The sequence below is a fragment of the Ruegeria atlantica genome (genome assembly GCF_013032505.1).
In the GTDB taxonomy this organism is placed as follows: domain Bacteria; phylum Pseudomonadota; class Alphaproteobacteria; order Rhodobacterales; family Rhodobacteraceae; genus Ruegeria; species Ruegeria atlantica_F.
Genome location: NZ_WQCG01000002.1, coordinates 183130 through 198882 on the forward strand (window position 1 = coordinate 183130; position 15753 = coordinate 198882).

Consider the following 15753-nt stretch of genomic DNA (forward strand, 5'->3'; position numbering starts at 1 on the left):
CGGTATCAGAAGAAAGGACTTTTTGCGTGCTCAGTGTGGATCTTTGGCTGTGGTCTCTGGAAGAAGCGGACGAACACCTCGACCATTTTGGTAAGGATCTGTCGGTTGACGAACTGCGAAGGGCCGATCGTTTTGTCAAATCCAGTGATCGGAGCATGTACATTGTAGGTCGGGCCGGATTGCGGAGAATCTTGGCGGATTACATTGGCCTCGACGCCAAGGCGGTCGAGTTTGAGTACGGGCCGCATGGCAAGCCGTTTCTGCAAAATGGCCCTGGGTTTAACCTCAGTCACTCTGGCGGTCGGGCTGCATTGGCAGTGTGCTCGCATGCCCATCCGGGTCTCGATATCGAGTTGGTGCGACCTATCGAAGATGCGGTGGCTAGACATCATTTCTCTCCAGTGGAATACGCCGAGTTGTCGTGCTTGCAACCGTCGGATTGGTTGCAAGGGTTTTTCCGCTGCTGGACCAGAAAAGAGGCTGTTCTGAAATCACTGGGGCATGGGTTGTACATGCCCCTTGATTCTTTCGACGTGACCCTCTCGCCCGATGTCCCCCCCCGATTGACGCGGATTGAAGACGACGACCCTTTACGTTGGACTTTAACTCATTTCGAACCTGCGCCGGGTTGGGTTGGCGCGTTGGCTCTGCGCGATACAGGCGGCCCTGTCGAGCTTCGGTGGCGATCCGGTGATCCGATCGTCCGAGCCTACTCACGCCGTTCCAGAAAATAGCCTCGGCTGACACTTGGGCCCAAACCGGGATGCGTTGAAATGATACGACCAAGAGACGGGATGTCCCATTGATCGCGTATTACATAGCCCATTTCGGTTAGGTTTTTTTCAAAGTCATTTCTGTTTCTGATTTGATAGGGCACCCGGCCAGGCCCGATCTTTTCTAGTGTTACAACGGTCGGGCCACAGCGAGTCGCGACTTTGTTTAGCAAGATGTATTTGGGTGGGGCGTCGAGCTTGCCGATCAATTCAGCCAGAGAAATATCCAAGTATTGCATCAGACCCGACCCTAGCAACACGTCTATCTGACCAACTTTCGCAAGGTCGTCTTGAAACACAATTTCAGCAGGTAACTCCTGACTCTCCTGTGCGGCGCGGGCCAGATCGACAGTTACGGGCAAATCGTAAACTGTCCACTGCAACCTGTCGATTGGACACAAATCCCGAAAGGCGATGTATTTCGACCCGAAATGCCCCCCTGCATCCAGCAGGTGCATTCCTTCGCTAAAAACTTCGTTAATCCAATGAATGACCGGGTAATCCCAGACAACGGTTTTGCGCATCAGGTCGGTGTTCACCTGTGCCACGTCCTTATCATTATACCCGTTGCCGTGGGCTTTAACTGCGGCCGTTGCATAGTTTGGGTAAGCGCCAACCATGGCCGGAGGGCGAATGCCGGTCGTCATTAGCCGAGCCCAAGCCGCTGAAACCGGGAGCCCAATCCCACGTTTCAAAAGACTTAAGCTAAATTTTAGGGTTTCTCGTGATTTAAACAAAATTTTACCACCGCACAAAAAGCGAGAAAAACCGCCAGTATGAATTCTGAGCCCGAAAGAAATACTCCGCCAAACTACTTTCAAACCGGATTCGGGAAAACCTAAAGGCCAAATGCGCTCGTTACTGTTAACATTTCGGAAACATTGTGAGGGATAGTTGGCAATTGCTGCTCGAATTTTGGGGTGATAGTGCTTCCAGTTCGCGATCTGAATATGCTCAGTTACTTTGACAGAGAACGATTTTCGATATGCCGCTTGCCTATAACCGATTCGGGCTGCGATGCCTGTCGGAGTAACAGACGAAACAGTGAATTTGACCAATTTAAAAATGTTCCGTTCGGGGTTCACGCCTCGAGATTGTAAGCGAGGACGATAATGGCTGTTTATCCTGCTGCAGCCGCATTCTTGCTATTGTGGCTTTGGCTCAGCGCACGAAATGCTGACAATGGGATTTTGATGGCCATAGCGGTCATCCCATTTGGGATGTTCGCCGCGTTGGTTGCCGGTGGTCTCTCAATGATCATTGCCAATTTATTGGCTATTCTTTCGATCTTTCTATTGATCTTACGGCGGATTACGCATGCGCCTGGGTCGGCGGATTTCCGTTTGCCTCCATCGGGTATCTATCTTCTTGTTTTTGCGTTTTACTCTGTTTTCTCTGGAATCGTCCTTGTGCGCCTTTTCGAGGGGCAGTTTCTTGTTTTCCCAATGACGGTGACAAACAGAGGGCCACAGGTCAGTAACTTCTTCAGTTCTGTAATGCTGCCGCTTCGGCCTACAAACTCCAACATAGCCCAATCGGTCTATATCCTGCTGTCCTTTGCCTTCTTTCTAGCGACAGTTTTTGTCGCCAGACGGCGCGGGGCAGAGTTCATTGAAAAAGGACTGGTTTGGGCCGCCTCGCTTAACGTGGTTCTTGGACTCTTAGACTTTCTGGGTGCCGATGCGGTTTTGAGCCTAGTCAGAACTGCCGACTATACCCTTCTAAACGAACATCTCGTGGGGCCGTTCAGTAGGGTGATCGGAGGATATGCCGAAGCGTCCGCTTATGGGGCCGCTTCGGCTGCGTTCTTTACTTACTTTTTCATGTCTTACTTGGTTGTCAGAACGCAAAGCCACGGCATCTTGGCAGCAGCCAATTTTGTTGGCGCCTTGCTGGCCATGTCCAGCACAGGCATTGCCGCTCTTGCCGCGGGGATATTCTTCGTGACTCTGCATTTCAGAGTTTTCTTGGGCTTCAGTATGTCTCGTGGGTTTGGGCATCTCATGGTCATAGGTGTTTCGTTTCTCGCCATTGCGATCAGTGCGTTACTTTTGGTGCCAGTCGTAATGGATAGCGTTTCAGATATTCTAGACCGTTTGGTTTTTTCCAAACAAGATTCCCTATCAGGACGGGAACGCGGTGCGTGGGCCGCGGCTGGGTTTGACACTTTCTTCCAAACCTGGGGGCTTGGGGCCGGAGTCGGCTCATTGCGGGGGAATGGCATTGCATCCGTTCTTTTGGGAAGTGTGGGCTTTCCCGGAACGATTGCTTTTTTGATGTTCATTTTCAGCGCAATTGGTTTGCCAGCTACAGGAGCCGATCGCGGCACGCTACGGTTGTTTAGCGCTGGTCGCGTTTGCGCGCTGACATTATTGACAGCCATGTTAGTTTCAGCAACGACACCGGATCCAACTCTGCTTCTCATGGCGGTTTCGGGGCTGTGCGTCGTTGCCCGTGAACAGGTTTTCGCGGGCCGCACGATTGAGCCGCTAGCACCTTCTGCCGAAGGGTTTTCGAATCGCGTTTAGCTTTGTTGGATTTTTTTGTCTGGAACAGTCCGGAGGTAAACTTGAGTACTGTTGATCTTCTGGCGACAAACTGACTTGAAGAAGTAGGTTATCCACAGGACGCCTGCTGCCCTTCCTCAATTTTACAAAAAAGTTGCGGCTTGGGCAGGGATTTACTTATACTTTGAATGGCGGGGAATTGTACTGCGGGCCGATGTTTTCCGGGTCACGCGTGTTTTTTATTGTATTAACGATTGGCTGTGTAATGAGAACGAATTTTAATCGTGGGGCTGAGGTAGAGTCTTCATTGCTCAGTGGCTCATCTTCTGGTCGATTAAAGAAGTACAACGGTGGTTCAGACACTTTTCTCAAATCGTTGTTTGACCGCTTGTTCGCATTTTTTGCGCTGATCTTTTTCTCCCCTTTTCTCATTCTGATCTCACTTGTCATTTTGATAACGGACGGTGGTCCCATTTTTTTTGGGCACAAACGCATCGGTCGAGATGGCAAAGAATTCAACTGCCTCAAATTTAGAACGATGGCACGAGACGCCGAAGAGCGTTTGGCAAAGATCCTGGAATCTGACGCCGAAGCACGCGCTCAGTGGGAAGCCCAACAGAAACTGGATGATGACCCGCGGATCACTACAGTTGGAGAATTTTTTCGCAAGACTAGCTTGGACGAACTGCCGCAATTCTGGAACGTCTTGGTGGGTGACATGGCGATTGTCGGACCTCGCCCGGTTGTTGCTGCGGAAGCGTCGCACTATGGCGAGCATTTCAGTGATTACCTTTCGGTCAAACCGGGGATTACCGGGTATTGGCAAGTCAGTGGGCGGAGCAACACTACCTATGCCGAAAGAGTACAAATGGATGTTGAATACGTGAACAACCGGTCATTTGGACGCGACATCGAGATCATTCTCAAGACGATAAAAGTGATGATCATGAGCGATGGCGCTCGGTAGCGGAACCCGGGACTGCGGTCAGAAGAAAACAAATAAAATCACGACTAACCAGAAGAGGAGACAACCGCCTATCACCAGCCTGCGTAGTAACTTAGGTGACGCGGATTCTATCATTTCGATGATGTTGAAACGCAACGTTTTATTCTCGTGAACGAGGGCCATTTGCTATGCTCGACTTTTCTTTTTCATGATTAATACCACGGCTACGCTGAGTTCGAATACCTGTCAACAATGCAGGCTGTGGCGGCGGTTTATCGGCAATATTATGTCTAAAGTGTGTTAGCATCATGCGATTAATCGTTTCTATCCCGACTACAAACCGCCCGGAAATTGTGGTTCCTACAGTTTTGGACATAGCGCGCCAAAAGAGATTTCCAGATTTGGTAAATGTAGTTGTTGCCCGAGCCGACGACATTGACGCTCAAAAAATTGCGGATTTGCCATTCCCGGTCTGCATCGTTCAAAGCGAACGGGGCACTTGTATTCAACGAAATACAGCCTTGAGCATGCTGCACGAAGATGATGTCCTGCTGTATTTAGATGACGATTTTTTAATGGCGCCGGATTATCTGGCGAACCTCGAACATCTGTTCAAGACGCGGAAAGATGTCGTTATGGCAACCGGTACAGTGTTGGCCGATGGAATACACGGTCCAGGAATTAGCCACTTGCGAGGATTGAGTATGGTCTCGCGAACAACGCCCACCAATACTCCCGACATTACAGACGTCTACAATTGCTATGGTTGCAACATGGCGCTGCGTGCTGCACCAGCTTTGTTGGACAAAATACTATTTGATACGCGGCTCAAGCTTTATGCTTGGCTCGAGGATGTAGATTTCTCACGTCAGATGGCTGCGCATGGTCGCATCGTGCGTTCGAGCAATTTGCGAGGTGTCCATTTGGGAACCAAGGTTGGGCGATCAAACGGGTTGTGTATTGGATACTCGCAAATTGCCAACCCGGTCTATCTGTATAAAAAACGGACCATGGCGTTTAATCGCGCTTTCAATATCATGTGGAGGAATCTGGCAAGCAATTTTGTCAGGTCATTCAAGGCCGAGCCTGAAATCGACCGGTTTGGACGCCTGAAAGGAAACCTGCATGCCTTCGGTGACTTGGCGCGCGGCAGGCTTAATCCTGAAGAAGTGGCGCGTTTCAAATGACGCGCCGTGCTCCAAGTCGCGTGGTAATACTTAGTGACTTCGCAAAAGTTCGAGGTGGGGCTTCCAAGCTTGCAGTTCTTCAGGCCGCGTTGATTGCAAGACAGGGCATCCCTGTTACATTTTTTTGTGGCGACGATGGCGATCAGATGCCTCTAGGTATCGAGCTGATATCTATGGGTGGTCAAAGCCTGCTGGATCAGGGTGGATTGTCGGCAGCGGCGTCGGGACTTTGGAATCAGAAGGTTCAGAAGCGCTTAGCCGCATGGGTCAAAAGAAATGATTGCCCGGATACCCTCTACCATGTCCACGGGTATCACCAGACATTGTCGCCGTCGCTTTTGTGGCCTCTAAAGCCGGTGAGAGGCCGGGTAGTTATGCATGCCCACGACTACTTTCTAAGCTGCCCAAATGGTGCTTTTTTTGATTTCCGCAAGCAAAACACCTGTCCACGCGTTGCGATGTCAGCGTCATGTATACTGCACAACTGTGACAAGCGTAGTTATGGACAGAAACTTTGGCGGGTGTCGCGGCAAGCGCTGCAAAATCAGGCACGACGCAAGTTACTACCGGACGTGACGACCTTGTTAATCCACCCGGGCATGGAACGCCTACTGTTTCCGAACGGCACGCCGGGCCCGGTCATTGCTATAGCCAACCCGTCAGAACCTCTGTTACCCCAACCGGTTACCAGCCAGTTGAACAGTGAGTTTCTATATGTTGGTGACATACACGCCTACAAAGGTGTTTTTGTGTTGGCCGAAGCAGGAAGGCAGGCCGGTGTAAAGGTGCGTTTTGTCGGGGACGGGCAAGATCTAATCCAGCTACGCGCCAGTTTTCCCGAACATCAGTTCGACGGTTGGCAAGACCGCGCCGGATTGCAACATGCGATGAGTGACGCGCGAATGCTTGTGGCGCCGACTTTAGGACCGGAGCCCTTTGGCTTGGCACCGGTCGAAGCTCTTCTGTGCGGTGTGCCAGTCCTTGCGTCTGATAGCCTATTGCTCAGCCAAGACATCCGATCGCAACACATGGGGGCCAGTTATTTGGCCGGTGACAGAGATGCGCTTGCGACAGCAATGCTCGAGTTTTCCAGGGATGATGCCACCATTGGGAAGATGGCTGGAAACGCTATTCGTGGAGGCCGCGAAATCTCCTTAACGCCAGATAATTGGTGCGCAGAGTTGCTGAAATTGTACGGCAAAATACTGCGGGGGCAGAATGAACCACGGAGGGCTCTAGATGACTATTCCCGAGCTGTTTCGTGAAGGGAGTTTTAAAGTGGCCCGAGCATCTGCGCAATGGGTGCTTCATCCGTCAGGAATGACCAATGACAGCGGCTAAGAAAGAAGAAAGTGTGCTGCAAGGCGGGCTTTGGACAATGGTGTCCAAAGTCTTCACCCAATTGACGCAGTTCGCAATCTTTATGGTAGCTGTGCGCCTGATGACGCCCGCCGAATTCGGTATCTTTGCGCTTGCCGCGGCAGTAGTGGTCATACTGACTCAGGTATCAACTGCTGGTTGGCCAGAGTACATCATGCAATGGCATGGGAATCCGGCCCGTATACGAGAAACCCTTAGCGTCGCAATTTTCTGCGGGGTCACAATTGCTGCGCTTGGTGTGGCCGGCGGTGGTGCAGTTGGAGCAATGGTCTCCGAACCGGCCGCCAAACCGCTTATTCAGATTCTGTCGGTGAGTGTCATTTTTACTTCGATCGGCGCAGCCTATAGCGGAGTATTGATCTGGCAGAACCGGTTGACAGCAGGCGCAATGCTCACGCTATTGGCAGACTTTGCAAACCTGATCATCGCAATCTGGGCTCTGATTGAGGGCTATGGTGTATTAGCCCTAGCGTGGGGCCGTCTATCCAGCGCAGTGATCTGGAGCGTCAGCGGCTTTGTTGTCTGCAGAGTCACGCCCAAAATGGTTGGTCCTGCGACACTGCGCGAGGCCGCTGAGTTTTCTTGGAAAATCATTTTGACCCGGGTCGTTGTGAATGTCCGAATTTACGCTGCGACTTTAATCATTGGAGGGTTTTTAGGAGCAACATCTGTTGGCTATTTCCGGGCCGCCCAGAGAATTGTTGCAGCCTTTGAAGAGATCGTGAGCGAGCCCACGCGTGTATTGTCTTGGAACCTCTTCCGGCGGGTTCGCGACAAGTACGGCGGCCACGCAGGCTTTGGCGCGCTCTCTTTGCGGTTCTTCCCCATCCTGTACTACGGAGCCGTGCCTCTGTTTACTGGCGTGTTCATCATGGCGGACATGCTTACCGCTGGAATTCTTGGACCCGGATGGGAGGCTGCCACGCCTGTGCTGCGCATTCTGGCCGTTGCGGCGCTGATCCGGTGTAACGGGCATGCGAGTTTGGCGATTTTAACTTTGGCCGGGCAAGTACGGCTTTTGCCTAGGGTGACGGCATTGTATTCGGTAATCGCGATAGGGGCGGTTCTTGCAGCAGCGCCTTTTGGAATCACAGCAATTGCCGCGGCTGAGTTGGTGGCGGCGGCAATTGTCTTTGTTATTAACGCCATCATCATGAAGCGCTATGCAGGGATTGCGTGGGAAACCATCCTGTTAAGATCATGGGCCGTCCTGCCGGCACTGGTCGTGGCGTGCCTTCCGGTATTTTTGGCAGACCATTTTGACCTTTTATCGGGCCTGCACGATCTGATCCGATTTGTGCTCATCGGGTTCTGCATGATGGTCTTCTTCGCACCAGCCATTTTAGTCTTTGACAGAAGCCTTTGGCCTGCATTGCGAAAGAGACATTTTCCGGAACCAGCGACAGCAGATGCGACCGAACACTCAGTCTAGTCGCGCGACATCTGCGAGGAGTAGAAATATGCAATGGCTTGTGTTCGGTTCTTCACGGCCAGTTTTTCATAGATGTTGGACAGGTGAAATTTGACCGTGTTGGTGGAAATCTGCAGCTCTTTTGACATATCCCGGTTGGACATGCCCTGTGCCAATGCCTCAAGAATGGCGCGTTCCTTGCGGGACAGGCTTTGGATGGGATCCTGCTGCATTTTGCGGACGTCAATGAATGGAAAAACCATCTTGCCGGCCGCAACGTCGGCGCAGGTTTTCAACAAGCCTTCGACCTCGCCAGATCGTGCAGCAAACCCTGCAGCCCCGGCTTGCATTGCCAGCCTTGGAACGTCACCGGAAGTATCGCCGTAAACTACAAATCGCGGGGCATTGGCCTGTTCGCGCAGCACCTCGATCAGTTTGGCCGCTCCAAGAATGGGAAGGTTCCAGTCGATAACGCCAACTTTCACAGGAACCCGCATCACCGTACCCAAAAACCCTTCGGCCGTCGCTGAGGTGGCCACAAGCGAGAATCGTGCGTCGCGTTCAAATATCTCGGACATGGCGGACAGGACCAAAGGATTACTATCGGCCAGCATGACGTCAATCGGTTCTTGTGTGGTTTCAACCATTTGATATTCACCCAATTTCTGCAAAAACTACCCATATGGGTGGGTGGTTTTTTGGTATACTTTGGTATTTTTACCTGAATGGGTAGTTATATCCCCACACAAATAGACATCCTAAAGCAGTAGTAAGTTACGTTGCGTCGTTGGGCAAGTCCGCGTTTCCTAATCGCCAATGCAACATGACGGGCTTTGGTGCCCGGTCCACAGCCGAGGATGTTAACAGATGACAATTCAGATTTTCCCTCCGCTTGAGATCCCTGAGACTCTGGCTGCAGGTCCGGGACCAGGCAATACCGATGCACGTGTTCTGCAAGCCTTCGCCAATGCGGGTGTGGCCGATCACATGCAGGGCGATGTCCTCAGAGGCATGGTTGAATGTAAGCATATGCTTCGCAAGATCTGGGGCACCCAGAATGCCTATACGTTCGCCGTCGCCGGTACAGGTTGGAGCGCGTTGGACACTATGTTCTCTGCCGTTATGCCGGGCGACAAGGTCGTGGCTTTTGCCAATGGGACATTTTCCGGGATTGACGCGCTGACTTTGCGGATCAAAGCGGCCACGCCTCAGGAACATAAGGCCAATCCGCTGGATCCTCAGGCCGCTAGCGTCACCGTCATCAATGTTGCGCATGGCCAGCCGGTAACTGGTGAAATAGTCGAGACCACGTTGGCTGAACACCAGCCCAAGTGGGCTTTCATGGCGCATTGGGAAACCGGGTCTGGCCGTGTTAACGACCTGCGCGGCTTTTCGGATGCGTGTGAACGTCACGGCGTCATGGGTTTGATCGATGCGGTTTCATCGATGGGCGTCGAGGATTTTTCGATTGACGACTATCCGGGGATCGCTGGTTGGGCCTCATGCCCGCAAAAGGGGCTTTGTTGCCTGCCACTGACATATGCGCCCGTCAGTTTTACGGACGCCTATATCGAATCCCTCAGGACCACTGGTGCTTACACTTACGTACACAATCCGATTTTCGAAGCCCGGCACTGGGGCATTGTAGACGGTCAGGACGTTGAGAAAGGGACTTACCACAGAACCCATTCTGGCTACGCCGTCGCCGCATTCCATGAGGCTCTGCGACTGACATTGCTGGAAGGTTTGGCCAGGCGATCGACCTCGTACAAAACCCACGAACGTGTTCTGCGCGACGCCGTGACGGCCATGGGATGTCAGGTGACGTCGGATATGCCCAGCCTCGTTGTGCTCAATCTGCCGCCGGAACTGGCTGGTCGCGAGATGGAACTGGTGCAGAACTGCCGGGCAAGAGGATTTGGTATCTGGCCAACGCTCAGCGCGCCTGTGCAAGTGCGGATCGGTATCCTTAATCAGCTCAACCGAGAGGCCGTCAGCCGCATCGTACGTCTCTTTGCCGAGGCGATGCAGGAATTGGGCTGTCAGGTCGATTTCGAAGAGATCGAGGCGCTGCTCGAAAGCCGGTACGGCACGTCGATCGCGGCTTAATCACACTGCATGAACGGGAGGATTGCAGATGGATATTCATGAATATCAGGCGAAAGAGGTTCTTTCGAATTTTGGTGTCGCCGTGCCGTCGGGCGCTTTGGCTTACAGCCCTGAACAGGCAGCCTACCGCGCGCGCGAACTGGGCGGTGACAAGTGGATCGTCAAAGCGCAGGTCCATGCCGGTGGTCGCGGCAAAGCGGGCGGCGTCAAGCTGTGCAACACTGAAAACGAGATCTATCAAGCCTGCGACGATCTGTTTGGCCGCAAGCTTGTGACACATCAGACAGGCCCCGAAGGCAAGGGTATCTACCGCGTTTATGTCGAGTCTGCCGTGCCAATCGACCGCGAGATTTATCTGGGCTTCGTGCTGGATCGCTCCAGCCAGCGGGTGATGATCGTCGCGTCGTCTGAAGGTGGGATGGAGATCGAAGACATCTCGGCCGAGCGCCCCGACAGCATCGTGCGGTCTATTGTGGAACCTGCCGTCGGCCTGCAAGAGTTTCAGGCGCGCGAGATCGCTTTCAACCTTGGGCTGGAACCGCGTCTGGTTCAGCAAATGGTGAGGACATTGCAGGGTTGCTATGCCGCGTTCAGTGAGCTGGACGCCACGATGGTTGAAATCAACCCGCTGGTCGTCACAGGTGATGACCGCGTGTTGGCCCTGGATGCCAAGATGAGCTTTGATGACAACGCCCTGTTCCGGCATCCCCAGATTTCTGAACTGCGCGACAAAAGCCAGGAAGATCCGCGCGAAAGCCGCGCGGCGGATCGCGGTCTTTCCTATGTTGGGCTGGAAGGCAATATCGGTTGCATCGTGAACGGCGCCGGTTTGGCTATGGCCACGATGGATACGATCAAGCTGGCCGGAGGAGAGCCCGCAAACTTCCTCGACATCGGTGGTGGAGCGTCTCCAGAACGAGTAGCAAAGGCGTTCAGGCTGGTTCTGTCGGACAACAATGTTCAGGCGGTACTGGTCAACATCTTCGCTGGGATCAATCGCTGTGACTGGGTTGCCGAAGGTGTCGTCCAGGCACTGCGCGAGATCGAGATCGACATTCCGGTCGTTGTGCGTCTTGCCGGAACGAATGTCGAAGAGGGTCAGAAAATTCTGGCCAAATCCGGCCTTCCGATCATCCGTGCCACTACTTTGATGGAGGCCGCAGAACGAGCGGTCGGCGCATGGCGCAATGACTTGTCCCAAAACACCAAGATGAGGGCTGTGTAATGAGCATTCTTCTCGACCGCGACACGCGCGTTATCGTTCAGGGCATCACCGGACGCATGGCGCGTTTCCATACAAAGGACATGCTGGCCTATGGGACAAACGTCGTTGGTGGTGTTGTCCCCGGCAAGGGTGGCGAATCCGTCGAAGGTGTGCCGGTATTTGACACCGTCAAGCAAGCCGTCGAAGCCACCGGAGCGGATGCCAGCCTTGTTTTCGTACCCCCACCGTTCGCCGCGGATTCCATTATGGAGGCGGCCGACGCAGGGATTCGCTATTGCGTGTGCATCACGGATGGCATCCCTGCCCAGGACATGATCCGGGTTAAACGCTACATGTACCGCTATCCCAAGGACAAGCGTATGGTGCTGACTGGCCCGAACTGTGCCGGAACGATCAGCCCGGGCAAAGCGTTGCTGGGGATCATGCCTGGACACATCTATTTGCCCGGCAATGTCGGGATCATTGGCCGCTCGGGCACCCTTGGGTACGAGGCCGCAGCCCAGCTCAAGGAACGCGGCATTGGCGTTTCTACAAGCGTGGGAATTGGTGGTGACCCCATCAACGGGTCTTCCTTCCGGGATATTCTTGAGCGGTTTGAACAGGACGAAAACACCGAAGTCATCGCCATGATCGGCGAGATTGGCGGTCCGCAAGAGGCCGAGGCCGCTGAGTACATCCGCAATCATGTGACCAAGCCGGTAGTCGCCTATGTCGCCGGTCTGACCGCACCCAAGGGCCGGACCATGGGCCATGCGGGCGCGATCATCTCGGCCTTTGGTGAAAGTGCGTCTGAAAAGGTTGAAATCCTGTCGGCCGCAGGTGTCACGGTTGCCGATAACCCGGCTGTCATCGGAGAAACGATCGCCCGCGTTTTGGGAAAGGCTGCGTGATGACAAAACCCTCTGTTCTTGTAACACGGCGTTGGCCTGCCGCCGTTGAGGCGCAACTGGCCGAGAGTTACAACGCCGTACTCAACACCGGGGACAAACCCATGTCTCCGTCTGAGATACGCGACGCGTTAAAGCGGTATGATGCGGTTCTGCCCACGGTTACCGACACGCTGAACGCCGAAGCCTTGGATGTGACTGGCGCGCAGACTAAAATCCTTGCCAACTATGGCGTTGGCTACAGCCATATCTGCGAACCCGCGGCGCGGGACTTGGGTATGACGGTGACAAACACACCTGACGTTCTGTCAGAGTGCACAGCTGACATTGCGATGACCTTGCTGCTGATGGTGGCCCGGCGCGCAGGCGAAGGTGAGCGTGAACTGCGCTCGGGCAACTGGACCGGCTGGCGGCCTACGCATCTGGTGGGTACGAAGGTCAGCGGCAAGACATTGGGCATCGTAGGGTACGGACGCATCGGACAAGAGATGGCGCGTCGTGCTCATCACGGCTTTGGTATGGACATCCTCGTCTACAATCGCAGCAAAGTGGCAAAGGATGTGCTGGCGCGGTGCAACGCAACTCAGGTAGAAGAGATTGATGATCTTCTGCCGCAGTGTGATTTTGTGTCGTTGCATTGCCCGGGCGGTGTTGCGAACCGGCACCTGATCAACTCGCGCCGGCTGAGCCTAATGAAGCCTGATGCCTTTCTTATCAACACCGCGCGCGGCGAGGTGATTGATGAATGGGCGCTGATCCAGGCGTTGATGTTCGATATGATCGGCGGCGCGGCTTTGGACGTATTCGATGGCGAGCCCCGCATCAGTCCTGACCTGTTGCAATGCGATAATCTTGTGATGCTGCCGCATCTGGGCAGCGCAACACGCGAGGCGCGCGAAGCGATGGGGTTCCGCGTTCTGGACAATCTCAGCGATTTTTTTGCTGGGCGCGCGCCGAGAGATCGCGTGATCTGAGTGCATCCCCAACTTGGTCGCCTGCCGAACTGTCTCGGGTGGGCGGCTTTTTTGGACGACCCGTGATCAAAACTGCCCCGTTTCAACAGTGGGTTTTTTACCCAATCCCCACACTTTGACCCTCTAAGACGAAGGACCAACAAACATGAGCTTTCATTCCATCGAACAAGCACCCGCCCGCCTTAACCGCAGCGAATTGGCTGTTCCCGGCAGCCAGCCCGGTATGTTCGAAAAGGCCGCGAAATCGGATGTGGACGTCATTTTCCTTGATCTTGAAGACGCGGTCGCCCCTGACGAGAAAGAGCAGGCGCGCAAGAATATCATCGAGGCGCTAAATGACATTGATTGGGGCGCCAAGACCATGTCTGTGCGGATCAACGGACTGGACACACATTACATGTATCGCGACGTGGTCGATGTGGTCGAACAGGCTGGTGAGAGGCTGGACCTGATCATGATCCCCAAGGTTGGAACCGCGGCCGATGTCTACGCCGTCGATATGCTGGTCACTCAGATCGAGGATGCCAAGGGATACAAGAAACGGATCGGTTTCGAGCACATCATCGAAACCGCATTGGGCATGCAGAATGTCGGTGAAATTGCTGCGGCTTCAAAACGCAATGAAAGCCTGCACTTCGGTGTGGCCGACTACGCCGCTTCAACCCGCGCGCGGACGACGATTATCGGTGGGGTGAACCCAGATTACTCGGTTCTGACAGATGCGGATGCGGATGGTGGCCGTCTGACCCATTGGGGCGACATGTGGCACTATGCATTGGCCCGAATGGTGGTTGCAGCCCGCGCAAACGGTCTTCGCCCGATTGACGGGCCTTTCGGTGACTTCCAGGATCCTGACGGCTACACGGCGGCGGCAAAACGTGCGGCCGTTCTGGGTTGCGAAGGCAAATGGGCCATCCATCCCAGCCAGATCGCATTGGCGAATGAGGTCATGTCCCCATCCGACGCTGAAGTGAACAAAGCGCAGCGAATCCTTGTTGCCATGGCCGACGCTGAGGCATCCGGGAAAGGGGCCGTGTCGCTGGATGGAAGATTGATCGACTATGCCTCGATCCGTCAGGCAGAAGTATTGGTCGAAAAGGCCGGTCAAATTGCAGCGGCATGAGCCGTTGTAACTCAGGTTTTCCTCAGCGTGGGGGCTTCGGGTCCTGCGCTTTGGCATCTATGAATGCGGTTGGAAAGGTTTGACCGCAACGGCTGCAGCGGAAGGGTTGGCGGACTTGCGCCTTGCTTTCGGTCAAATGATCGGTTCAAACTGGGTCCTCGCCAATTAATGTTCGGCTGCCCTCAAAAATGATCGGGTCTTTTTTGGGGCCATCGCGCTGGCAAAGAAGAATAAGATCTCGTCGAATGTTAGCACCCACAGACAAACCAAATACCGAACAGCAGATAACGTTCGAGATTTTCGTTCAGGCAGAGTTTGCCTATCTGGAGCTGTCATCCATCATTGCCGTTTTGCAGACGGCCAACGATGTCCTTAACCGTGATCTCTTTCGATGGCAGATTAAGTCGGACACGCCTGGCCTGTTGTCCAGCAGTTCAGACCTGATTGTACGGGCAAAACCCGCCATTGCCGACCAGTATTTAAGCGATTGTCTGTGTGTCGTTGGCGGCCGATTGGGCGATGTCAGCGCATGGATACGGCGCGTCCGAGCAATGCAAAAACACAACCGGCCAGTTGCGTTGTTTTCGGATGCAGCGCGCGAATACATAAAGGCTACAGCGCAACAGTCGGGACCGGTTACGGCGCATTGGCGCGACATTGGTTTGCTGCGCGAAATTGGCGATTACCCGACGCTTTCCGAAAGCCTGGTCGCCCGGAATGGAACAGTTTTGACCTGCGCCGGACACGGTCATACCGCCGAAGCGATCATCGGTATTCTGGCAGAGGTGTTGGAGCCTCAGGACAGGGCAGAACTGGCGTGTCAATTGATGCTGAACGACGTCCGTGGCCACGCACAAGAGCAGCCTAAGGGCCTTAGTGCCAACCCGAATTTTCTGGAAAAGCGGTTGCAGAACGCAATCCGCATTATGGAAGAAAACACCGAACACCCGCTGCCAACAGCCAGCCTTGCCCGCCGTGTGGGCGTTTCTACCCGCCAGCTTGAACGCCAGTTCATGCTGCATCTGAGCACATCGCCCGGCAAATTTTACCGAAAAATCAGGTTGAAAAAGGCCTTTACCTTGGTCTCGAATTCGCAAATGCCGATCATTGACATCGCCATTGCCTGTGGCTTCTCTTCAACATCTACGCTTGCCCAGACGTTTAAGTCAGAATACGGCAAGACTCCAAAGCAGTTGCGTCGTTCCGAGTGATACGATCGGCGCTTTAGGGT

At 53.9% G+C, this 15753-nt stretch carries 14 protein-coding genes; 12 read left to right on the plus strand and 2 right to left on the minus strand.

The features are described 5' to 3' along the window. Nucleotides 1-26: 26 nt before the first annotated feature. Nucleotides 27-734 carry a 4'-phosphopantetheinyl transferase family protein gene (locus GOW92_RS08030; protein WP_170559651.1) on the plus strand — a complete coding sequence of 236 codons (708 nt, stop codon included), beginning with the start codon at nt 27-29 and terminating at the stop codon, nt 732-734. Here GOW92_RS08030 and GOW92_RS08035 read toward each other — a convergent pair. Beyond that, nucleotides 710-1831 carry a methyltransferase, TIGR04325 family gene (locus tag GOW92_RS08035; RefSeq protein WP_170559653.1) on the minus strand — a complete coding sequence of 374 codons (1122 nt, stop codon included), beginning with the start codon at nt 1829-1831 and terminating at the stop codon, nt 710-712. The two genes, GOW92_RS08030 and GOW92_RS08035, sit on opposite strands and share 25 nt — an antisense overlap. 195 nt (nt 1832-2026) lie before the next feature. Between GOW92_RS08035 and GOW92_RS08040 the strand changes: the two genes are divergently transcribed. From GOW92_RS08040 to GOW92_RS08060, 5 genes are all read left to right on the plus strand, one after another. Then, the gene (locus tag GOW92_RS08040) at nt 2027-3301 is read left to right on the plus strand and encodes a hypothetical protein (protein ID WP_170559655.1); all 1275 of its coding nucleotides are present in this window, start codon (nt 2027-2029) and stop codon (nt 3299-3301) included. A 133-nt stretch (nt 3302-3434) separates the two neighbouring features. Next, nucleotides 3435-4247: a sugar transferase gene (locus tag GOW92_RS08045; RefSeq protein WP_254452956.1), complete on the plus strand. Its 813-nt coding sequence runs from the start codon at nt 3435-3437 to the stop codon at nt 4245-4247. 287 nt (nt 4248-4534) lie between these two features. Then, the gene (locus GOW92_RS08050; RefSeq protein ID WP_170559657.1) at nt 4535-5413 is read left to right on the plus strand and encodes a glycosyltransferase family 2 protein; all 879 of its coding nucleotides are present in this window, start codon (nt 4535-4537) and stop codon (nt 5411-5413) included. A 572-nt stretch (nt 5414-5985) separates the two neighbouring features. Continuing rightward, nucleotides 5986-6678, plus strand: coding sequence for a glycosyltransferase (locus GOW92_RS24760; RefSeq protein WP_217356526.1), 693 nt, complete (start codon nt 5986-5988; stop codon nt 6676-6678). 62 nt (nt 6679-6740) lie between these two features. Beyond that, nucleotides 6741-8225 carry an oligosaccharide flippase family protein gene (locus GOW92_RS08060; protein WP_170559661.1) on the plus strand — a complete coding sequence of 495 codons (1485 nt, stop codon included), beginning with the start codon at nt 6741-6743 and terminating at the stop codon, nt 8223-8225. Here the strand turns inward: GOW92_RS08060 and GOW92_RS08065 are convergent. Beyond that, nucleotides 8222-8851 carry a response regulator transcription factor gene (locus GOW92_RS08065; protein WP_254452957.1) on the minus strand — a complete coding sequence of 210 codons (630 nt, stop codon included), beginning with the start codon at nt 8849-8851 and terminating at the stop codon, nt 8222-8224. The two genes, GOW92_RS08060 and GOW92_RS08065, sit on opposite strands and share 4 nt — an antisense overlap. A gap of 220 nt (nt 8852-9071) precedes the next feature. Between GOW92_RS08065 and GOW92_RS08070 the strand changes: the two genes are divergently transcribed. The 6 genes from GOW92_RS08070 to GOW92_RS08095 all read left to right on the plus strand — a co-directional run bounded on the left by GOW92_RS08070 (nt 9072) and on the right by GOW92_RS08095 (nt 15733). Beyond that, entirely contained in the window at nt 9072-10313 is a 1242-nt protein-coding gene (locus GOW92_RS08070; RefSeq protein ID WP_170559664.1) for an aminotransferase class V-fold PLP-dependent enzyme, read from the plus strand. Between the two features lie 28 nt (nt 10314-10341). Further along, on the plus strand, nt 10342-11538 hold the full coding sequence (locus tag GOW92_RS08075; protein ID WP_170559666.1) for a malate--CoA ligase subunit beta: 1197 nt from the start codon (nt 10342-10344) through the stop codon (nt 11536-11538). After that, nucleotides 11538-12428, plus strand: coding sequence for a succinate--CoA ligase subunit alpha (gene sucD / locus GOW92_RS08080; protein WP_170559668.1), 891 nt, complete (start codon nt 11538-11540; stop codon nt 12426-12428). Before GOW92_RS08075 ends, sucD begins: the two co-directional genes overlap by 1 nt. Beyond that, nucleotides 12428-13399, plus strand: a complete 972-nt coding sequence (locus tag GOW92_RS08085) for a 2-hydroxyacid dehydrogenase (RefSeq protein ID WP_170559670.1) — start codon at nt 12428-12430, stop codon at nt 13397-13399. Before sucD ends, GOW92_RS08085 begins: the two co-directional genes overlap by 1 nt. A 145-nt stretch (nt 13400-13544) precedes the next feature. Then, nucleotides 13545-14522, plus strand: coding sequence for an HpcH/HpaI aldolase/citrate lyase family protein (locus GOW92_RS08090; RefSeq protein WP_170559673.1), 978 nt, complete (start codon nt 13545-13547; stop codon nt 14520-14522). 245 nt (nt 14523-14767) lie between these two features. After that, nucleotides 14768-15733, plus strand: coding sequence for a GlxA family transcriptional regulator (locus GOW92_RS08095; RefSeq protein ID WP_170559675.1), 966 nt, complete (start codon nt 14768-14770; stop codon nt 15731-15733). Nucleotides 15734-15753: the final 20 nt, after the last annotated feature.